This is a genomic window from Kribbella sp. NPDC055071 (genome assembly GCF_053608045.1).
On sequence record NZ_JBSGUS010000017.1, the window covers coordinates 167,265 to 184,144 of the forward strand.

Below are 16,880 nucleotides of genomic sequence, written 5' to 3' on the forward strand. Positions count from 1 at the left end.
CTTGTTAGTGGGCCTGCTGTCGGCGCACCGTGCTGGGGGCCCCCCCGGGGGCGCGGGCGGGCACACAAACACCCCACGGTGTTCCCTTGGGGCCGGGGGGGGCCCTCCCGCGCGGACCTCTGCTTTGCACTCGATCCCGCCGCTCAGGTGGGGTGGGATCGAGCGGAAAGCCACTCGATTGGCGTTTCGACGCCGATCTCTGGCACAATATTCAGGTTGCTCAGGCGAGGCCGCCGGGGCGCGCCACAGACGTCTGTCTGGAGGGTGCGCCGGACCGGAGACCATGCCGAGGTTCCGGTCCGAGACCGGGCCCCGATCGCCAATCCACGGTCGATGAAGCGGTGAGTCGCGCGCGTTCGGAGTATGAACGTGAAGGCGACACACCCGACCGCGGGGGTCGGAGTGACGAAGGCGAAGACGATAGAGAAGGACAAAGCGAAGCGATGGCGGGACAAAAGATCCGCATCCGGCTGAAGGCCTACGACCACGAGGTCATCGACAGCTCGGCACGCAAGATTGTCGACACGGTGACGCGTACTGGTGCGAAGGTTGCTGGCCCGGTGCCGTTGCCGACGGAAAAGAACGTGTTCTGCGTCATCCGCTCGCCGCACAAGTACAAGGACAGCCGCGAGCACTTCGAGATGCGCACCCATAAGCGGCTCATCGACATCATCGACCCCACGCCGAAGACCGTCGACTCGCTGATGCGGCTCGACCTCCCGGCCGGCGTCGACATCGAGATCAAGCTCTGAGGGACGCGAACAGCCAATGAGCATTGCTACCAAGAACACGCGCGGTCTGCTGGGCACCAAGCTCGGCATGACCCAGACCTGGGACGAGAACAACCGGGTCGTCCCCGTCACCGTGATCCAGGCCGGCCCGTGCGTCGTGACCGAGGTGCGTACCTCGGACCGCAACGGGTACGACGGCGTCCAGATCGCCTTCGGCGACATCGACCCGCGCAAGGTCAACCAGCCGATGCGCGGTCATTTCGAGAAGGCCGGCGTGACGCCGCGGCGCCACCTGCTGGAGCTGCGCACCGCCGACGCCAGCGAGTACACGCTCGGCCAGGAGATCAAGGCCGAGGCCTTCGAGGCCGGTGAGCGGGTCGACGTGTCCGCCACCAGCAAGGGCAAGGGTTTCGCCGGTGTGATGAAGCGGCACGGCTTCCACGGCCTGCGCGCCACCCACGGTGTCCACAAGAAGCACCGCTCGCCGGGTTCCATCGGCGGCTGCGCGACCCCGGGCCGGGTCTTCAAGGGCCTGCGGATGGCGGGCCGGATGGGCAACGAGCAGATCACCACGCAGAACATCACCGTGCACGCGGTGGACACCGAGCGTGGCCTGATCCTCCTCAAGGGCGCCGTTCCCGGCCCCAAGGGCGGCCTGGTGCTGATCCGCAACGCCGCGAAGGGAGCCCAGAAATGAGCTCGGTCGATGTAGTCGTCGTCAAGGGCGACAAGGTCAGCAAGAAGGGTTCCGCCGAGCTTCCGGCCGAGCTGTTCGACGTCCAGGTCAACATCCCGCTGATCCACCAGGTCGTGGTGGCCCAGCTGGCCGCGGCCCGTCAGGGGACGCACAAGACCAAGACCCGGGGCGAGGTGTCCGGTGGTGGCGCCAAGCCGTACCGCCAGAAGGGCACCGGTCGCGCCCGCCAGGGTTCGACCCGCGCGCCGCAGTTCACCGGGGGTGGCGTCGTCCACGGCCCGACCCCGCGTGACTACAGCCAGCGGACCCCGAAGAAGATGATCGCCGCCGCGCTCCGCGGTTCGCTGTCGGACCGGGCCCGCGACGGCCAGGTCTTCGTGGTCGAGAGCTTCGTGGACGGCGACAAGCCCTCCACCAAGTCCGCGCTCAAGGTTCTGTCGGAGGTCGCCGACCCGGGCAAGGCCCTGGTCGTGGTGGACCGCGCCGACGAGCTGACCTGGCTGAGCCTGCGCAACGTGCAGCACGTGCACCTGATCGCGGCCGACCAGCTGAACGCGTACGACGTGCTGTGCAGCGACGCGGTCGTGTTCACCAAGAGTGCGCTCGACTCGTTCGTCGCCGGCGCGCCCAAGGGTAAGTCTGTCAAGGCTGTCGCGACGTCGACCGAAGCCGAGGAGGTTGAAGCATGAGCCACGGAGTGAACAAGGACCCGCGGGACGTGCTGCTGCGGCCGGTCGTGAGCGAGAAGAGCTACGGCCTGCTGGACGAGCAGAAGTACACGTTCGAGGTTCACCCGGACGCCAACAAGACCGAGATCAAGCTCGCGGTCGAGAAGATCTGGGACGTCAAGGTCAGCGACGTCAACACCCTGAACCGCAAGGGCAAGCGCCGCCGGACGCGTTCCGGTTTCGGCAAGCGCCCGGATACCAAGCGGGCGATCGTGACCCTCAAGGGTGACGGCCGCATCGATATCTTCGGAGGCCAGCCGTAATGGGAATCCGCAAGTACAAGCCGACAACGCCGGGCCGTCGTGGCTCGAGCGTGGCCGACTTCGTCGAGCTCACCCGTTCGACCCCCGAGAAGTCGCTGCTGCGTCCGCTGCCCAAGAAGGGCGGCCGGAACAACTCCGGCAAGATCACCACCCGGCACCACGGTGGCGGTCACAAGCGGGCGTACCGGCTGATCGACTTCAAGCGGTACGACAAGGACGGCGTGCCGGCCAAGGTCGCCGAGATCGAGTACGACCCGAACCGCACCGCGCGGATCGCGCTGCTGCACTACGTCGACGGCGAGAAGCGCTACATCCTCGCCCCGTCGAACCTGAAGCAGGGCACGATCGTCGAGAACGGCCCGGCCGCCGACATCAAGGTGGGCAACAACCTGCCGCTGCGCAACATCCCGGTCGGCTCCACGGTGCACGCCGTCGAGCTGCGTCCGGGTGGTGGCGCGAAGATGGCCCGCTCGGCCGGTTCCAGCATTCAGCTGGTTGCCAAGGAGGGCCGGATGGCCACCCTGCGGATGCCGTCCGGCGAGGTCCGGATGGTCGACGTGCGCTGCCGCGCCACCCTCGGTGAGGTCGGCAACGGCGAGCAGTCGAACATCAACTGGGGCAAGGCGGGCCGGATGCGCTGGAAGGGCAAGCGCCCGACCGTCCGTGGTGTCGCGATGAACCCGGTCGACCACCCGCACGGTGGTGGTGAGGGTAAGACCTCGGGTGGTCGCCACCCGGTGTCCCCGTGGGGCCAGCCTGAGGGCCGTACCCGCACCCGCAAGGAAAGCGACCGCATGATCGTCCGGCGCCGCAAGGCCGGCAAGAAGCGCTGATAGGAGCCGGCCAGAATGCCACGCAGCCTCAAGAAGGGCCCGTTCGTCGACCACCACCTGATGAAGAAGGTGGAGGTGCAGAACGAGAAGGGCACCCACAACGTCATCAAGACCTGGTCCCGCCGATCGATGATCGTGCCGGACATGATCGGCCACACGCTCGCGGTGCACGACGGCCGCAAGCACGTGCCGGTGTTCGTGACGGACGCGATGGTCGGGCACAAGCTCGGCGAGTTCGCCCCGACCCGGACGTTCAAGGGTCACGAGAAGGACGACCGGAAGTCACGGCGTCGCTGACCCATGGTCAGTGACGACGCGAAAGCAATCTACGGAGAGATTCGAACATCATGAGCGTTCAAGAGCGTAGGGCGATCAGCGCCCGTCGCGAGAGCCTGCTGGGCGAAGAGCCCGGGGCCTTCGCGGTCGCGCGCTTCGTCCGCGTGACGCCGATGAAGGCGCGCCGCGTGGGTGACCTGGTGCGCGGTCTGGGCGTCGACGACGCACTCGCCACTCTGAAGTTCGCCCCGCAGGCCGCTGCCGCGACCGTGTACAAGGTCGTCGACAGCGCCGCGGCGAACGCCGAGGGCACCGAGCACCTGAGCCGGGCCGACCTGGTCGTGGCGAAGGTCCTGGTGGACGAGGGTCCGACGCTGAAGCGTCACCGCCCCCGTGCGCAGGGCCGGGCCACCCGGATCGACAAGCGGACGAGCCACATCACTGTTGTGGTGGCGCCGCGGGAGACCGACCAACCGGCCGCGAAGGCGACCGACGACAAGGTCGCCAAGAAGTCCGCCAAGAAGGCGGACTCGGCCAAGACGGACACGGCGAAGAAGACCGCGACCAAGAAGGCACCGGCCAAGAAGGCCGCTGCCGACAAGGCCGCGGACGACAAGCCGGCCAAGAAGGCGACCGCCAAGAAGGCGGCCACCAAGAAGGCCACCGCTGAGAAGAAGGAGTCCTGACGTGGGACAGAAGGTTAACCCGCACGGGTTCCGTCTCGGCATCAGCACCGACCACAAGAGCCGCTGGTACGCCGACAAGCTGTACAAGGACTATGTGGGCGAGGACGTCAAGATCCGTCGCCTGCTGAGCAAGGGCATGGAGCGCGCCGGCATCTCCCGCGTGGAGATCGAGCGCACCCGTGACCGGGTCCGGGTCGACATCCACACCGCCCGTCCGGGCATCGTGATCGGCCGCCGTGGCGCCGAGGCGGACCGCATCCGCGGTTCGCTGGAGGAGCTCACCGGCAAGCAGGTGCAGCTGAACATCCTCGAGGTGAAGAACTCCGAGGTCGACGCTCAGCTGGTCGCACAGGGTGTGGCCGAGCAGCTGTCCGGCCGCGTGGCGTTCCGCCGCGCGATGCGCAAGGCGATGCAGACCACCATGCGTGGCGGCGCCCTGGGCATCCGGATCCAGTGCTCCGGCCGGCTCGGTGGCGCCGAGATGTCGCGGTCGGAGTTCTACCGCGAGGGCCGGGTGCCGCTGCACACGCTCCGCGCGGACATCGACTACGGCTTCTACGAGGCCCGCACGACCTTCGGCCGGATCGGCGTGAAGGTCTGGATCTACAAGGGTGACGTGGCCGGCTCCCGGGCCGAGCGCGAGGCGCAGGCCGCGGCCCGCGCCGCCACCCAGCAGCGTCGGCCGGCTCGTCGCGACGACCGTGGTGGTCGTGGCGGTGACCGTGATCGTGGCGGGGACCGCGGCGGCGACCGTGGTGGCCGCGGCGGTGACCGTCGGGACAACGCGCGTAACGCCGCCCCGGCTGCTGCCGAGGCGACCGCGCCGGCGGCCGACAAGCCTGCCGAGACGACCGGAACGGAGAGCTGACCCATGCTCATCCCCCGCAAGGTCAAGCACCGCAAGCAGCACCACCCGAAGCGCTCCGGCGCTGCCAAGGGTGGGACCACGCTGGCCTTCGGTGACTTCGGCATCCAGGCGGTCGAGAGCCACTACGTGACCAACCGGCAGATCGAGTCCGCTCGTATCGCGATGACCCGGCACATCAAGCGTGGTGGAAAGGTCTGGATCAACATCTACCCGGACCGCCCGCTGACCAAGAAGCCTGCCGAGACCCGGATGGGTTCCGGTAAGGGTTCGCCCGAATGGTGGATCGCCAACGTCAAGTCCGGACGCGTGATGTTCGAACTGTCCGGCGTGGACGAGGACGTCGCCCGCGAGGCGATGCGCCGCGCGATTCACAAGTTGCCGATGAAGTGCCGCTTCATCACCCGAGAGTCAGGTGAGAACTGATGGCTAGCCTGACTGCCGCCGAGCTGCGTAACCGCGGCAAGGACGAGCTGCTCAAGGACCTCGCGAACGCCAAGGAGGAGCTGTTCAACCTCCGGTTCCAGGCTGCCACCGGTCAGCTGGAGTCCCACGGCCGGCTGCGCGCCGTCCGCAAGGACATCGCCCGCATCTACACGGTGCTGACCGAGCGGGCGCTCGGGATCACCGACGAGGTCGACGCACCGGTCGCGGCTGACGCCGAGGCCGAGGTGGAGACCGAGGAGACCGCGGACGACAGCGAGAAGGCTGGGAGCAAGGCATGACCGAGAACGCGAAGGACGACACCGTGACCACGACTGCCACGCAAGCGCGTGGGCGCCGCAAGACCCGTGAGGGCCTGGTGCTGAGCGACAAGATGGACAAGACCGTCGTGGTCGAGGTCGAGGACCGGGTGAAGCACGCGCTGTACGGCAAGGTCATCCGGCGTACCAGCAAGCTCAAGGCGCACGACGAGCAGAACGCCGCCGGCATCGGCGACCGTGTCCTCCTGATGGAGACCCGGCCGCTGTCCGCCACGAAGCGGTGGCGCATCGTCGAGATCCTCGAGAAGGCGAAGTAGCCGTTCCGACGGGCCCGCTGTTCACGGCGCGGTCGGCAACCAATCGAAATTATTCGTTCCGCAAGGCTCACGAAAGTGAGAACCAGCGAGACAACCAGGAGATCAACAGATGATCCAGCAGGAGTCGCGACTGAAGGTCGCCGACAACACGGGTGCGAAGGAGATCCTTTGCATCCGGGTGCTCGGTGGCTCCGGTCGGCGGTACGCCGGTGTCGGTGACACGATCGTCGCCACCGTCAAGGACGCGATCCCCGGCGGTGGTGTGAAGAAGGGCGACGTCGTCAAGGCGGTCGTCGTACGGACCGTGAAGGAGCGCCGGCGTCCGGATGGCTCCTACATCCGGTTCGACGAGAACGCCGCGGTGATCCTCAAGGCCGACGGCGAGCCGCGCGGCACCCGCATCTTCGGGCCGGTCGGCCGGGAGCTGCGGGAGAAGCGCTTCATGAAGATCATCTCGCTCGCGCCGGAGGTGCTCTGAGATGGCCCAGAAGAACGCACAGCAGCGGAAGTTGCACGTGAAGAAGGGCGACACGGTCCGCGTGATCGCCGGTAAGTCCAAGGGCCTCGAGGGCAAGATCATCCAGGTCATGCCCGATGCCGAGAAGGTCATCGTCGAGGGCGTGAACCGGGTCAAGAAGCACACCAAGGAGCAGCCGACCCAGCGTGGCGGCAACACGGGTGGAATCATCACCCAGGAAGCTCCGATCCACGTCTCGAACGTGATGCTTCTGGTCGAGGTCGAGAAGGACGGCAAGAAGCAGAAGGTGACCACCCGCGTCGGCTACAACCGCGTCGAGGTGCAGAAGCGGCGCCCCGACGGCTCGACGTACACCGGTTTCCGGAGCGTTCGGATCGCACGGCGTACCGGCGAGGAGATCTGATGTCCGCAACAGCTACCGAGAACACCAAGACTCTGCCGCGGCTGAAGACGAAGTACCGCGAGGAGATCGTCGGCCAGCTGCAGGAGCAGTTCACGTTCGACAACGTCATGCAGGTGCCCGGCCTCACCAAGATCGTGGTGAACATGGGCGTCGGCGAGGCGGCTCGCGACTCCAAGCTGATCGAGGGCGCGGTGAAGGACCTGGCCGCGATCACCGGCCAGAAGCCGCAGGTGACCAAGGCCCGCAAGTCGATCGCGCAGTTCAAGCTGCGCGAGGGCATGCCGATCGGCGCCCACGTGACGCTGCGCGGTGACCGGATGTGGGAGTTCCTGGACCGGCTGCTGGCGCTCGCGCTGCCCCGGATCCGCGACTTCCGCGGTCTGTCGCCCAAGCAGTTCGACGGCACCGGGAACTACACCTTCGGTCTGACCGAGCAGGTGATGTTCCACGAGATCAACCAGGACCGCATCGACCGGGTCCGGGGTATGGACATCACCGTGGTGACCACCGCGAAGAACGACGACGAGGGTCGGGCCCTGCTGCGGCAGCTCGGCTTCCCGTTCAAGGAGAACTGACGTGGCGAAGACAGCACTTATTGTCAAGCAGGCCCGGAAGCCGAAGTTCGCGGTGCGCGGTTACACCCGTTGCCAGCGCTGCGGCCGGCCGAAGGCGGTCTTCCGCAAGTTCGGCCTGTGCCGGATCTGCCTGCGGGAGATGGCACACCGTGGCGAGCTGCCCGGTGTGACCAAGTCCAGCTGGTGACCGTCTCCACCCCCGAACTTCTCCCTATTCATTATCTAGTCACCGTAGGTCGCCACACGGCGAAACCACGGCGGGAAAGAGGCCCCAGGCCATGACGATGACCGACCCGATCGCAGACATGTTGACGCGTCTGCGGAACGCCAATCAGGCGTACCACGAGTCGACCTCGATGCCGTACAGCAAGATCAAGCAGGGCATCGCCGACATCCTTCAGCAGGAGGGCTACATCTCCTCCTACCAGGTGGAGGAGCCCAAGGAGGGCGCCGTCGGTAAGACCCTGATCGTGGACCTCAAGTTCGGCCCGAGCCGGGAGCGCTCCATTGCGGGCGTTCGCCGGATCAGCAAGCCGGGCCTGCGGGTCTACGCGAAGTCGACCAGTCTGCCCAAGGTCCTCGGTGGCCTGGGCGTCGCGATCATCTCGACGTCCCAGGGACTACTGACGGACCGTCAGGCCAAGAACAAGGGCGTCGGCGGGGAAGTCCTCGCCTACGTCTGGTGACGAAGAACCGGAAGGAGGACCACTGAAATGTCTCGCATCGGTAAGCTCCCGGTCACGGTCCCGTCCGGCGTCGACGTCACGATCGACGGCCAGACGGTCACCGTGAAGGGTCCCAAGGGTCAGCTCTCGCACGTCGTGGCTGAGCCCATCGCGGTCAACCGGGACGAGGACGGCACCATCGCCGTCACCCGCCCCGACGACCAGCGCAAGAGCAAGGAACTGCACGGCCTGTCGCGCACTCTGATCGCCAACCTGGTGACCGGAGTGACCGACGGCTACGAGAAGAAGCTCGAGATCGTCGGCGTCGGGTACCGCGTCCTGGCCAAGGGACCGACCCAGCTGGAGTTCTCGCTCGGGTACAGCCACACCATCACCGTGGACGCGCCGGAAGGCATCACGTTCGCGGTCGAGGCTCCGACCCGCTTCTCTGTGCAGGGCATCGACAAGCAGTCCGTCGGCGAGGTTGCCGCCAACATCCGCAAGCTGCGCAAGCCCGAGCCGTACAAGGGCAAGGGTGTGCGGTACGCCGGCGAGCAGGTTCGCCGCAAGGTCGGAAAGGCTGGTAAGTAACCCATGGCGATCGGACTGCAGCACAACAAGCACTCCGCCAAGAAGACGGCCTCGCGTGTGCGGCGCCAGATTCGGGTTCGGAAGAAGATCAACGGGACGGCCGTCCGGCCGCGCCTGGTGGTCACCAAGTCGTCGCGCCACCTGTTCGTTCAGGTGATCGACGATGTGGCCGGCAAGACGCTGGTGTCCGCCTCCACGATGGAGGCCGACCTGCGCGGCGCGTCGGACAACAAGACCGACAAGGCCAAGACCGTCGGTGGTCTCATCGCCGACCGGGCCAAGGCGGCCGGGATCGACTCGGTCGTCTTCGACCGGGCCGGGAACAAGTACCACGGCCGGATCGCGGCCCTGGCCGACGCCGCTCGCGAAGGCGGGCTGGGGTTCTGATGGCGACGTACAAGGAAGAAGGTAACTCGAAATGAGCGGAGGCCAGCAGCGTCGCGGAGGCGGCGCCGGTGGTGAGCGCCGGAACCGCGACGGAGGTCGTGGTGCGGCAGCTGACAAGACCGCCTACATCGAGAAGGTGGTTGCCATCAACCGCGTCGCCAAGGTCGTGAAGGGTGGTCGTCGCTTCAGCTTCACCGCCCTCGTGGTCGTCGGCGACGGTGACGGCACCGTCGGTGTGGGTTACGGCAAGGCCAAGGAGGTGCCTGCGGCAATCGCCAAGGGTGTCGAGGAGGCCAAGAAGGCGTTCTTCAAGGTGCCGCGGATCCAGGGCACCATCCCGCACCCGGTCCAGGGCGAGAAGGCCGCCGGCGTGGTTCTGCTGCGCCCGGCCGCACCCGGTACCGGTGTGATCGCGGGTGGCTCGGCGCGCGCCGTACTGGAGTGCGCGGGGATCCACGACGTCCTGAGCAAGTCGCTGGGTTCCTCCAACGCGATCAACGTGGTGCACGCCACGGTGGCCGCGCTGCAGGCCCTGGAGACCCCGGAGGCCGTGGCCGCGCGTCGTGGCATGCCGGTCGAGCACGTCGCTCCGGCGGCACTGCTGAAGGCGCGGGCGGAGGTCGCATCCTGATGGCACGCTTGAAGGTGACCCAGACCCGTTCCGGCATCGGTGGCAAGCAGAACCAGCGCGACACGCTGCGCACCCTGGGCGTCAAGCGGATCGGCGACACCGCCGTCCACGAGGACAAGCCCGAGGTTCGCGGCATGGTGCGTGCGGTTCGCCACCTCATCACCGTCGAAGAGGTTGACTGACATGGCGCTCAAGGTTCATCACCTGCGTCCGGCGCCCGGAGCCAAGACCGCCAAGACCCGCGTGGGTCGTGGTGAGGGCAGCAAGGGCAAGACGGCCGGCCGCGGTACCAAGGGCAGCAAGGCCCGCAACAACATCCCCGAGTGGTTCGAGGGTGGCCAGATGCCGCTGCACATGCGGCTCCCGAAGCTGAAGGGCTTCAAGAGCAGGAACCGGGTGGAGTTCCAGGTCGTTAACCTGGACAAGCTCGGACAACTGTTTCCCGACGGTGGCGAGGTCGGCATTGCCGACCTGGTCGCCAAGGGCGCGGTTCGTAGCGGTCAGCCGGTCAAGGTACTGGGTGACGGCGAACTGACCGTGGCACTGCAGGTTTCGGTGAACAAGTTCTCCAAGTCCGCGAGTGAGAAGATCACCGCGGCCGGGGGAACCATCACCGCGGTGTGACGAGGTCCAGGGCTCGTGCGTACCGGCGCTTGATATCCTGCGCCGGTCGGACGAGCCCTGGTTCGTCTCTTGCCCAGCTGCTTTGCTTGGCCCCTGCCCTGCCCGGGGCAGAGGAAACTTGTGGGAGGACAGGGTGTTAGGCGCCTTTGCCAACGCGTTCAAGACTCCGGACCTGCGCCGGAAGATCTTGTTCGTGCTCTTCATCGTCGTGATCTTCCGGATCGGCTCGGTCGTGCCGGCCCCCGGCGTGAACGTCCAGTCGCTGCACACCTGTATCAAGATCTCGCAGGGCGGTGCGAACGCGAACCTGTACAACCTGATCAACCTGTTCTCCGGCGGCGCCCTGCTGCAGCTCGCGATCTTCGCGCTCGGCATCATGCCGTACATCACCGCCAGCATCATTCTGCAGCTGCTCACCGTGGTCATCCCGCGGCTGGAGTCGCTGAAGAAGGAAGGCCAGGCGGGACAGGCCAAGATCACCCAGTACACCCGGTTCCTGACCGTCGGTCTGGCGATCCTGCAGTCGACCGCGTTCGTGGCGCTGGCCCGGACCCCGGGCCGGCTGTTCCAGGGCTGCACCGAGCCGCTGCTGTACAAGGACGACTGGTTCACCATCACCGTCATGGTGCTGACCATGACCGCCGGCACCGGCGTGATCATGTGGCTGGGCGAGCTGATCACCGACCGCGGCGTCGGCAACGGCATGTCGATCCTGATCTTCACCCAGATCGTCGCCACCTTCCCGACCCAGCTGTGGAACATCCGTAAGGAGAAGGGCATCCCCACCTTCGTGGTGGTGATCGCGATCGGTTTGGTGATCATGGCCGCGGTCATCTTCATCGAACAGGCGCAGCGCCGGATCCCGGTTCAGTACGCCAAGCGGATGGTCGGACGCAAGATGTTCGGCGGCACCTCGACGTACATCCCGCTGAAGGTCAACCAGGCCGGCGTCATCCCGGTCATCTTCGCCTCCAGCCTGCTCTACCTGCCCGTTCTGGTGAGCCAGTTCCAGCAAGGGAAACCCTGGGCGAACTGGATCCAGGGCAACCTGGTCAAGGGTGACCACCCGATCTACATGGTGACGTACGTCGCCCTGATCATCTTCTTCACGTACTTCTACGTCTCGATCACCTTCAACCCGAAGGAAGTCGCGGACAACATGAAGAAGTACGGCGGCTTCATCCCCGGGATCCGGGCGGGACGGCCGACCGAGGAGTACCTGAAGTACGTGTTGGACCGCATCACGCTGCCTGGCGCGATCTACCTTGCGGCGATCTCGATGATCCCGCTGGTCGCTCTGGTCCTGCTGAACGCGAGCCAGAACTTCCCGTTCGGTGGTACGTCGATCCTGATCATGGTCGGCGTCGGACTGGACACGGTGAAGCAGATCGAGTCTCAGCTGCAGCAGCGTAACTACGAAGGGTTCCTGCGCTGATGAGAATGTTGCTGATGGGTCCGCCCGGGGCGGGCAAGGGCACGCAGGCAAAGGTGCTTGCGGAACGCCTGAATATCCCGGCCGTATCCACCGGCGACATCTTCCGTGCGAACGTCAAGGACGAGACGCCGCTCGGGCTCGAGGCGAAGCGCTACATGGACGCCGGGGACTACGTTCCGGACGAGATCACCAACGCGATGGTGCGGGACCGGCTGTCCGAGGCGGATGCCGGTGAAGGCTTCCTCCTGGACGGCTACCCGCGCACGGTGGCCCAGGTCGGCACGCTGGACGACATCCTGGCCGACCACGGCCACAAGCTGGACGCGGTGGTGGCGCTGGTCGCCGACATCGACGTACTGGTCGGCAGGATGCTGAAGCGGGCCCAGATCGACGGCCGGTCGGACGATTCCGAAGAGGTCGTCCGGCACCGGCAGGACGTCTACACCGCCGAGACCAAGCCGCTGCTGCGGATTTATGCGCAGCGCGGTCTCCTGGTCGAGGTGGACGGCGTCGGCGAGGTCGAAGAGGTCAGCGAGCGCGTGATCGTCGCACTGAAGTCGATCACCGAGTAGGAACCTGATGTTCAAGGACCGTGGGATCGAGATCAAGACCCGCGAGCAGATTCTCTCCATGCGTACGGCCGGCCTCGTCGTCGGCCGCACGCTGGAGCTGCTCCGCGTGGCGGTCAAGCCGGGGATCACGACCGGCGAGCTGGACGCGATCGCCGAGGACAACATCCGTTCGTCCGGCGCGACGCCGTCGTTCAAGGGCTATCACGGGTTCACCGGGTCGATCTGTGCCTCGGTGAACGACGAGATCGTGCACGGCATCCCCGGTGGTCGTGTCCTCGCCGAGGGCGACCTGATCTCGATCGACTGCGGCGCGATCGTGGACGGCTGGCACGGCGACGCCGCGATCACCGTCCCGGTCGGTGAGGTCTCGGCCGAGCTGCTCGAGCTGGCGCGGATCTGCGCGGAGTCGATGTGGCACGGGTTCGCCGCCGCCAGGCTCGGCGGCCGGCTGACCGACATCTCGGCTGCGGTCGAGGCGTACGTACGGGCGCATTCGTCGTACGGAATCGTCGAGGACTTCGTCGGTCACGGGATCGGGTCGGCGATGCACCAGCCGCCGAACGTGCCGAACTTCGGCCGCCCGGGCCGCGGCCCCAAGCTGGTCGAGGGGATGGCGCTGGCCGTCGAGCCGATGCTCACTCTGGGCAAGCAGGACAACCACACGCTCGAGGACGACTGGACCGTCATCACCGACGACGGCACGGTTGCCGCTCACACCGAGCACACGTTCACTCTCACCCCGCAAGGGCCGTGGGTGCTGACCGCGCTCGACGGCGGCGAGGCCGAGCTGGCCAAGCTCGGCGTGAAGATCGGCGCCCTCGCCGACTAGCCCGCCGGCTGGAAGTACGACCTTGCGCGTCCGTCCATCGGGGGACGCCGAGCGGACCGGACCTGAGGCACACTTGAGACATGCCTCAGTACCAGCCGTACCAGCGTTTCACCGAAGCCGACCGGGAAAAGATCGCCGGGCGGCTGCGGGACGCGTTCGCCGACGGCCGGCTGGACCAGCCCGAGTTCTCCACCCGCCTCGACAAGCTCTACGCCGTGCAGACGTACGGCGAGCTCGAGCCGCTGGTGCGTGACCTGCCACCGGTGCGGACGTACCAGACGCCCGAGGTGGTGCAGGACAGCAAGCCCGCGCCGGCGCCCGGTGACTTCCCCGAGCGCCGCAAGGACCCCAGGTCCCAGCGGAACGGCCTGGCCGCGCTGGGTGGCGGGTTCACCGGCGTGGTCGTCGTCAACGTGGTGATCTGGTTCGTGATCGGCCTCGCCGGCGGCGGCCACTGGCCGTACTTCTGGCCGGTCTGGTTGCTGATCCCGTGGGCGCTCTTCGCCTTCGGCAGCCTCGGAAAGCGCCGCCGTTGACAGCGGCCCCGGGGGCAGCCCGTGTCGTCGGTCCGCGGCTGCGGCCGGACTGGGCGTGGCAGCTGCGCCAGGGGTCGGCGTTGGTCTACGTGATCTGGTTCGTGGTCGCCGTACCGCTTGCGGTCGTTGGGTTGTTGCTGGAGCCACGGTGGGTCGGCTGGTTCGTGCTGGGCTGGTTTCTGGTGCTGCTGCTGTTCACGCTGACTATGCGGCTCCAAGACTCATGGCAGCGCAGGGCCTGGCGCGATGCGGTCGGACAGCTCGGTTGGCGGGTCAAGGCGGCCGGTCCGGAGTTGCTGGAGCGCTGGCCGTTTCCGCCGTTCTCGATCGACCCTGCGGCTGCCGTGGTTGACGTGACTACGGGACGTCATCGGGGCCGCGAGTTCTGGACCGGGCGTTTCCGGCACAAGGTACGACGGCGCGAGCTCGGATTCGACTTCCTTGATCTCCAGGTGGACCGGCCGCTACCGCCGTTGCAGGTGCTGCCCGCGGCACTGGCGCCGGTCGCGGCCGCGAGTCTGCTGCCGCTGAAGCTGGAGGTCGACGGACTGCCGGCGCACTACCGCTTGTTCAACGGTCGCGAGGATCACGCCCAGGCGGTGCTGCATCCACGGGCGGTCGAGGCGCTGGCGCAGGTCCCGCCGTTCGGCTTCAGCTGCGAGGGCCGCCGGTTCGTCGCGATCCTTCCGGCGTACCGGGACGCAACCACCGCACTGGCCCAGCTGGACGCCGCCTGCGACCTTCTCGACCTGATGCCCGAGCAGCTCTGGCGCGAAGGCGAACAGTGGGCGGCTCAGCACTCTCCGTGACCGTCGCGAGGGGTGACGGTCTCGATTGGGTTTCCACTGGGGGAGTGGCGTAGACTCAACCCTTGGCTCTTTGTGGAGCCATAGTCAGTCACGTCTACAGAAGTGCGAGGACATGCCCAAAAAAGAGGGAGTTATCGAACTCGAGGGCACCATCGTCGAGGCCCTGCCGAACGCGATGTTCCGTGTTGAGCTGTCCAACGGGCACAAGGTGCTCGCGCACATCAGCGGCAAGATGAGGCAGCACTACATCCGGATCCTCCCCGAGGACCGGGTCGTCGTGGAGCTGTCGCCGTACGACCTCACCCGAGGCCGCATCGTCTATCGGTACAAGTAAGACCCACCAACACCTGTCGAAGAAAGTAGCTCGATGAAGGTCAATCCGAGCGTCAAGAAGATCTGCGACAAGTGCAAGGTGATCCGCCGTCACGGCCGGGTCATGGTGATCTGCGAGAACCCGCGGCACAAGCAGCGGCAGGGCTGACAGCCCTACTCGAGCAGCACAGCACTTTCGCACCACACAGCGCGCACGCTCAGCCGGCACCCAGTGCCGGCTGTCGCCCCCGGAACAGAGGCCGGGGCCTTGCCGGTGAACAACCAACAACTCACCGAGGCGGGCAAGGACGCGGCGCGCCACCACACCTCTGCCGACGAAAGGAACACCGCCACATGGCACGCCTCGTAGGAGTCGACCTTCCGCGCGACAAGCGCATCGAGGTCGCTCTCACCTACATCTTCGGTGTAGGTCGTACTCGCGCCCTGAAGACGCTCGAAGCCACCGGCATCTCCGGTGACAAGCGCGTCCACGAACTGGGCGACGACGAGCTGGTTCAGCTCCGGGACTGGATCGAAGGCAACTACAAGATCGAGGGTGACCTCCGCCGCGAGGTCACCGCGGACATCCGCCGCAAGATCGAGATCGGGTCGTACCAGGGTCGCCGGCACCGCAGCGGCCTGCCGGTACGTGGTCAGCGCACGCGGACCAACGCCCGTAGCCGCAAGGGTCGTCGCAAGGCGATCGCCGGCAAGAAGAAGAAGTGACCCGGATGACCGTCAACCCCAGGAGCTACTGACCTATGCCTCCCAAGAGCCGCACCGCGGCCGGCGCGAAGAAGGTGCGCCGCAAGGAGAAGAAGAACGTGGCCGCCGGCCACGCGCACATCAAGAGCACGTTCAACAACACGATCGTGACGATCACCGACCCGACCGGCGCGGTCATCTCGTGGGCTTCCGCGGGCACCGTCGGCTTCAAGGGGTCGCGCAAGTCCACCCCGTTCGCCGCGCAGATGGCCGCCGAGGCCGCCGGGCGCCGCGCGATGGAGCACGGCATGCGCAAGATCGACGTGTTCGTGAAGGGTCCCGGCTCCGGCCGTGAGACCGCGATCCGTTCGCTGGGTGCCGTCGGCCTCGAGGTCGGCACCATCCAGGACGTCACCCCGACCGCCCACAACGGCTGCCGCCCGCCCAAGCGGCGCCGGGTCTGACCCAGAGAAAGGTAGGCAGCGAAAATGGCCCGTTACACCGGACCCATGACCAAGAAGTCGCGCCGTCTCGGGGTCGACCTCGTCGGTGGCGACAAGGCGTTCGAGCGTCGTCCGTACCCGCCGGGTATGCACGGCCGCGGCCGTCCGAAGGAGAGCGAGTACCTGCTCCAGCTGCGCGAGAAGCAGAAGGCCCGCTTCTCGTACGGCGTCCTGGAGAAGCAGTTCCGCCGGTACTACGAGGAGGCCTCGCGGCGCTCCGGCAAGACCGGTGACAACCTGCTGATCATCCTGGAGTCGCGTCTCGACAACGTGGTCTACCGCTCCGGCCTGGCCCGGACGCGTCGGCAGGCCCGTCAGCTCGTCGTCCACGGTCACTTCACCGTGAACGGCGTCAAGGTGAACATCCCGTCGTACCGGGTGGCCGCCCACGACATCATCGATGTCAAGGCGAAGTCGGTCGAGACGACCCCGTTCATCATCGCCCGGGAGACGCACGCAGAGCGCGTCGTACCGGCTTGGCTCGAGGTCATGCCCGAAAGGCTGCGGATCCTCGTCCACCAGCTGCCGACCCGGCAGCAGATCGACACCCAGGTCGCCGAGCACCTGATCGTCGAGCTCTACTCGAAGAACTGATCCTCGTCCCGGCGGGGGGGTGGGGCCCCCGCGGGGCCAGGGGGGGGGGTGACCCCCCGCGGCCCCCAAAATTTGTGGGGGCGGACGAGAAAAAGGAAACCAAGTGGTTTTGGGAACAACCCCCCCACAGA

At 66.8% G+C, this 16,880-nt stretch carries 30 protein-coding genes and 1 pseudogene; all 31 read left to right on the top strand.

Annotated elements, in window-relative coordinates; translation table 11 throughout:
- Positions 1–443: 443 nt before the first annotated feature.
- A complete protein-coding gene (rpsJ, locus tag ACWF4Z_RS27140) occupies positions 444–752 on the top strand; it encodes a 30S ribosomal protein S10 (protein ID WP_012923688.1) in 309 nt (102 codons plus the stop codon).
- A gap of 16 nt (positions 753–768) precedes the next feature.
- On the top strand, positions 769–1,428 hold the full coding sequence (gene rplC / locus ACWF4Z_RS27145; RefSeq protein ID WP_452245967.1) for a 50S ribosomal protein L3: 660 nt from the start codon (positions 769–771) through the stop codon (positions 1,426–1,428).
- The gene (gene rplD, locus ACWF4Z_RS27150; protein WP_452245968.1) at positions 1,425–2,117 is read left to right on the top strand and encodes a 50S ribosomal protein L4; all 693 of its coding nucleotides are present in this window, start codon (positions 1,425–1,427) and stop codon (positions 2,115–2,117) included. The genes rplC and rplD overlap by 4 nt, the downstream gene beginning before the upstream one ends.
- On the top strand, positions 2,114–2,419 hold the full coding sequence (gene rplW / locus ACWF4Z_RS27155; protein ID WP_452245969.1) for a 50S ribosomal protein L23: 306 nt from the start codon (positions 2,114–2,116) through the stop codon (positions 2,417–2,419). Before rplD ends, rplW begins: the two co-directional genes overlap by 4 nt.
- Positions 2,419–3,252 carry a 50S ribosomal protein L2 gene (gene rplB, locus ACWF4Z_RS27160; RefSeq protein ID WP_012923684.1) on the top strand — a complete coding sequence of 278 codons (834 nt, stop codon included), beginning with the start codon at positions 2,419–2,421 and terminating at the stop codon, positions 3,250–3,252. The genes rplW and rplB overlap by 1 nt, the downstream gene beginning before the upstream one ends.
- Positions 3,253–3,267: 15 nt before the next feature.
- Positions 3,268–3,549: a 30S ribosomal protein S19 gene (rpsS, locus tag ACWF4Z_RS27165; RefSeq protein WP_363687775.1), complete on the top strand. Its 282-nt coding sequence runs from the start codon at positions 3,268–3,270 to the stop codon at positions 3,547–3,549.
- A 50-nt stretch (positions 3,550–3,599) separates the two neighbouring features.
- Positions 3,600–4,082: pseudogene (rplV, locus tag ACWF4Z_RS27170) on the top strand (50S ribosomal protein L22); the annotation flags it as partial.
- Between the two features lie 133 nt (positions 4,083–4,215).
- A complete protein-coding gene (gene rpsC, locus ACWF4Z_RS27175; RefSeq protein ID WP_452245970.1) occupies positions 4,216–5,082 on the top strand; it encodes a 30S ribosomal protein S3 in 867 nt (288 codons plus the stop codon).
- A gap of 3 nt (positions 5,083–5,085) precedes the next feature.
- On the top strand, positions 5,086–5,505 hold the full coding sequence (gene rplP / locus ACWF4Z_RS27180) for a 50S ribosomal protein L16 (protein ID WP_112243207.1): 420 nt from the start codon (positions 5,086–5,088) through the stop codon (positions 5,503–5,505).
- Complete coding sequence (gene rpmC, locus ACWF4Z_RS27185; RefSeq protein WP_452245971.1) at positions 5,505–5,804, top strand: 50S ribosomal protein L29; 300 nt, start codon at positions 5,505–5,507, stop codon at positions 5,802–5,804. The genes rplP and rpmC overlap by 1 nt, the downstream gene beginning before the upstream one ends.
- Complete coding sequence (gene rpsQ / locus ACWF4Z_RS27190) at positions 5,801–6,100, top strand: 30S ribosomal protein S17 (RefSeq protein ID WP_452245972.1); 300 nt, start codon at positions 5,801–5,803, stop codon at positions 6,098–6,100. Before rpmC ends, rpsQ begins: the two co-directional genes overlap by 4 nt.
- Before the next feature lie 109 nt (positions 6,101–6,209).
- The gene (rplN, locus tag ACWF4Z_RS27195; protein ID WP_012923677.1) at positions 6,210–6,578 is read left to right on the top strand and encodes a 50S ribosomal protein L14; all 369 of its coding nucleotides are present in this window, start codon (positions 6,210–6,212) and stop codon (positions 6,576–6,578) included.
- A gap of 1 nt (position 6,579) precedes the next feature.
- Positions 6,580–6,981 carry a 50S ribosomal protein L24 gene (gene rplX / locus ACWF4Z_RS27200; RefSeq protein ID WP_452245973.1) on the top strand — a complete coding sequence of 134 codons (402 nt, stop codon included), beginning with the start codon at positions 6,580–6,582 and terminating at the stop codon, positions 6,979–6,981.
- Entirely contained in the window at positions 6,981–7,556 is a 576-nt protein-coding gene (rplE, locus tag ACWF4Z_RS27205; protein WP_452245974.1) for a 50S ribosomal protein L5, read from the top strand. The genes rplX and rplE overlap by 1 nt, the downstream gene beginning before the upstream one ends.
- Position 7,557: 1 nt before the next feature.
- Positions 7,558–7,743 carry a type Z 30S ribosomal protein S14 gene (locus tag ACWF4Z_RS27210; RefSeq protein WP_328990893.1) on the top strand — a complete coding sequence of 62 codons (186 nt, stop codon included), beginning with the start codon at positions 7,558–7,560 and terminating at the stop codon, positions 7,741–7,743.
- Between the two features lie 91 nt (positions 7,744–7,834).
- Complete coding sequence (gene rpsH, locus ACWF4Z_RS27215) at positions 7,835–8,242, top strand: 30S ribosomal protein S8 (protein WP_363687760.1); 408 nt, start codon at positions 7,835–7,837, stop codon at positions 8,240–8,242.
- Between the two features lie 27 nt (positions 8,243–8,269).
- Entirely contained in the window at positions 8,270–8,812 is a 543-nt protein-coding gene (gene rplF / locus ACWF4Z_RS27220; RefSeq protein ID WP_452245975.1) for a 50S ribosomal protein L6, read from the top strand.
- A 3-nt stretch (positions 8,813–8,815) separates the two neighbouring features.
- A complete protein-coding gene (gene rplR, locus ACWF4Z_RS27225) occupies positions 8,816–9,199 on the top strand; it encodes a 50S ribosomal protein L18 (protein WP_452245976.1) in 384 nt (127 codons plus the stop codon).
- A 31-nt stretch (positions 9,200–9,230) separates the two neighbouring features.
- The gene (gene rpsE, locus ACWF4Z_RS27230; RefSeq protein ID WP_452245977.1) at positions 9,231–9,830 is read left to right on the top strand and encodes a 30S ribosomal protein S5; all 600 of its coding nucleotides are present in this window, start codon (positions 9,231–9,233) and stop codon (positions 9,828–9,830) included.
- Positions 9,830–10,012: a 50S ribosomal protein L30 gene (gene rpmD, locus ACWF4Z_RS27235; protein ID WP_020388092.1), complete on the top strand. Its 183-nt coding sequence runs from the start codon at positions 9,830–9,832 to the stop codon at positions 10,010–10,012. The genes rpsE and rpmD overlap by 1 nt, the downstream gene beginning before the upstream one ends.
- A 1-nt stretch (position 10,013) precedes the next feature.
- Positions 10,014–10,454, top strand: coding sequence for a 50S ribosomal protein L15 (gene rplO, locus ACWF4Z_RS27240; protein WP_452245978.1), 441 nt, complete (start codon positions 10,014–10,016; stop codon positions 10,452–10,454).
- A 133-nt stretch (positions 10,455–10,587) separates the two neighbouring features.
- Complete coding sequence (gene secY / locus ACWF4Z_RS27245) at positions 10,588–11,889, top strand: preprotein translocase subunit SecY (RefSeq protein WP_452245979.1); 1,302 nt, start codon at positions 10,588–10,590, stop codon at positions 11,887–11,889.
- Positions 11,889–12,461 (top strand): adenylate kinase, encoded by a 573-nt coding sequence (locus tag ACWF4Z_RS27250; RefSeq protein ID WP_452245980.1) that lies wholly within the window; start codon positions 11,889–11,891, stop codon positions 12,459–12,461. Before secY ends, ACWF4Z_RS27250 begins: the two co-directional genes overlap by 1 nt.
- Positions 12,462–12,468: 7 nt before the next feature.
- The gene (gene map / locus ACWF4Z_RS27255) at positions 12,469–13,290 is read left to right on the top strand and encodes a type I methionyl aminopeptidase (RefSeq protein WP_452245981.1); all 822 of its coding nucleotides are present in this window, start codon (positions 12,469–12,471) and stop codon (positions 13,288–13,290) included.
- 80 nt (positions 13,291–13,370) lie between these two features.
- Entirely contained in the window at positions 13,371–13,826 is a 456-nt protein-coding gene (locus ACWF4Z_RS27260; RefSeq protein ID WP_452245982.1) for a DUF1707 SHOCT-like domain-containing protein, read from the top strand.
- A complete protein-coding gene (locus ACWF4Z_RS27265) occupies positions 13,823–14,635 on the top strand; it encodes a hypothetical protein (protein WP_452245983.1) in 813 nt (270 codons plus the stop codon). The genes ACWF4Z_RS27260 and ACWF4Z_RS27265 overlap by 4 nt, the downstream gene beginning before the upstream one ends.
- 112 nt (positions 14,636–14,747) lie before the next feature.
- Positions 14,748–14,969, top strand: a complete 222-nt coding sequence (gene infA / locus ACWF4Z_RS27270) for a translation initiation factor IF-1 (protein ID WP_012923661.1) — start codon at positions 14,748–14,750, stop codon at positions 14,967–14,969.
- A 33-nt stretch (positions 14,970–15,002) separates the two neighbouring features.
- On the top strand, positions 15,003–15,116 hold the full coding sequence (gene rpmJ, locus ACWF4Z_RS27275) for a 50S ribosomal protein L36 (protein ID WP_008361054.1): 114 nt from the start codon (positions 15,003–15,005) through the stop codon (positions 15,114–15,116).
- Between the two features lie 185 nt (positions 15,117–15,301).
- On the top strand, positions 15,302–15,673 hold the full coding sequence (gene rpsM / locus ACWF4Z_RS27280) for a 30S ribosomal protein S13 (protein WP_452245984.1): 372 nt from the start codon (positions 15,302–15,304) through the stop codon (positions 15,671–15,673).
- 35 nt (positions 15,674–15,708) lie between these two features.
- Positions 15,709–16,116, top strand: coding sequence for a 30S ribosomal protein S11 (rpsK, locus tag ACWF4Z_RS27285; protein ID WP_012923659.1), 408 nt, complete (start codon positions 15,709–15,711; stop codon positions 16,114–16,116).
- Positions 16,117–16,140: 24 nt separating this feature from the next.
- Positions 16,141–16,749 carry a 30S ribosomal protein S4 gene (gene rpsD, locus ACWF4Z_RS27290; protein ID WP_452245985.1) on the top strand — a complete coding sequence of 203 codons (609 nt, stop codon included), beginning with the start codon at positions 16,141–16,143 and terminating at the stop codon, positions 16,747–16,749.
- Positions 16,750–16,880 lie beyond the last annotated feature (131 nt).

Bases quoted from the DNA above. Each gene is read 5' to 3' on its own strand.
- rpsJ (WP_012923688.1), top strand. From the start codon at position 444: ATGGCGGGACAAAAGATCCGCATCCGGCTGAAGGCCTACGACCACGAG.
- rplC (WP_452245967.1), top strand. From the start codon at position 769: ATGAGCATTGCTACCAAGAACACGCGCGGTCTGCTGGGCACCAAGCTC.
- rplD (WP_452245968.1), top strand. From the start codon at position 1,425: ATGAGCTCGGTCGATGTAGTCGTCGTCAAGGGCGACAAGGTCAGCAAG.
- rplW (WP_452245969.1), top strand. From the start codon at position 2,114: ATGAGCCACGGAGTGAACAAGGACCCGCGGGACGTGCTGCTGCGGCCG.
- rplB (WP_012923684.1), top strand. From the start codon at position 2,419: ATGGGAATCCGCAAGTACAAGCCGACAACGCCGGGCCGTCGTGGCTCG.
- rpsS (WP_363687775.1), top strand. From the start codon at position 3,268: ATGCCACGCAGCCTCAAGAAGGGCCCGTTCGTCGACCACCACCTGATG.
- rplP (WP_112243207.1), top strand. From the start codon at position 5,086: ATGCTCATCCCCCGCAAGGTCAAGCACCGCAAGCAGCACCACCCGAAG.
- rpmC (WP_452245971.1), top strand. From the start codon at position 5,505: ATGGCTAGCCTGACTGCCGCCGAGCTGCGTAACCGCGGCAAGGACGAG.
- rpsQ (WP_452245972.1), top strand. From the start codon at position 5,801: ATGACCGAGAACGCGAAGGACGACACCGTGACCACGACTGCCACGCAA.
- rplN (WP_012923677.1), top strand. From the start codon at position 6,210: ATGATCCAGCAGGAGTCGCGACTGAAGGTCGCCGACAACACGGGTGCG.
- rplX (WP_452245973.1), top strand. From the start codon at position 6,580: ATGGCCCAGAAGAACGCACAGCAGCGGAAGTTGCACGTGAAGAAGGGC.
- rplE (WP_452245974.1), top strand. From the start codon at position 6,981: ATGTCCGCAACAGCTACCGAGAACACCAAGACTCTGCCGCGGCTGAAG.
- rpsH (WP_363687760.1), top strand. From the start codon at position 7,835: ATGACGATGACCGACCCGATCGCAGACATGTTGACGCGTCTGCGGAAC.
- rplF (WP_452245975.1), top strand. From the start codon at position 8,270: ATGTCTCGCATCGGTAAGCTCCCGGTCACGGTCCCGTCCGGCGTCGAC.
- rplR (WP_452245976.1), top strand. From the start codon at position 8,816: ATGGCGATCGGACTGCAGCACAACAAGCACTCCGCCAAGAAGACGGCC.
- rpsE (WP_452245977.1), top strand. From the start codon at position 9,231: ATGAGCGGAGGCCAGCAGCGTCGCGGAGGCGGCGCCGGTGGTGAGCGC.
- rpmD (WP_020388092.1), top strand. From the start codon at position 9,830: ATGGCACGCTTGAAGGTGACCCAGACCCGTTCCGGCATCGGTGGCAAG.
- rplO (WP_452245978.1), top strand. From the start codon at position 10,014: ATGGCGCTCAAGGTTCATCACCTGCGTCCGGCGCCCGGAGCCAAGACC.
- ACWF4Z_RS27250 (WP_452245980.1), top strand. From the start codon at position 11,889: ATGAGAATGTTGCTGATGGGTCCGCCCGGGGCGGGCAAGGGCACGCAG.
- map (WP_452245981.1), top strand. From the start codon at position 12,469: ATGTTCAAGGACCGTGGGATCGAGATCAAGACCCGCGAGCAGATTCTC.
- ACWF4Z_RS27260 (WP_452245982.1), top strand. From the start codon at position 13,371: ATGCCTCAGTACCAGCCGTACCAGCGTTTCACCGAAGCCGACCGGGAA.
- infA (WP_012923661.1), top strand. From the start codon at position 14,748: ATGCCCAAAAAAGAGGGAGTTATCGAACTCGAGGGCACCATCGTCGAG.
- rpmJ (WP_008361054.1), top strand. From the start codon at position 15,003: ATGAAGGTCAATCCGAGCGTCAAGAAGATCTGCGACAAGTGCAAGGTG.
- rpsM (WP_452245984.1), top strand. From the start codon at position 15,302: ATGGCACGCCTCGTAGGAGTCGACCTTCCGCGCGACAAGCGCATCGAG.
- rpsK (WP_012923659.1), top strand. From the start codon at position 15,709: ATGCCTCCCAAGAGCCGCACCGCGGCCGGCGCGAAGAAGGTGCGCCGC.
- rpsD (WP_452245985.1), top strand. From the start codon at position 16,141: ATGGCCCGTTACACCGGACCCATGACCAAGAAGTCGCGCCGTCTCGGG.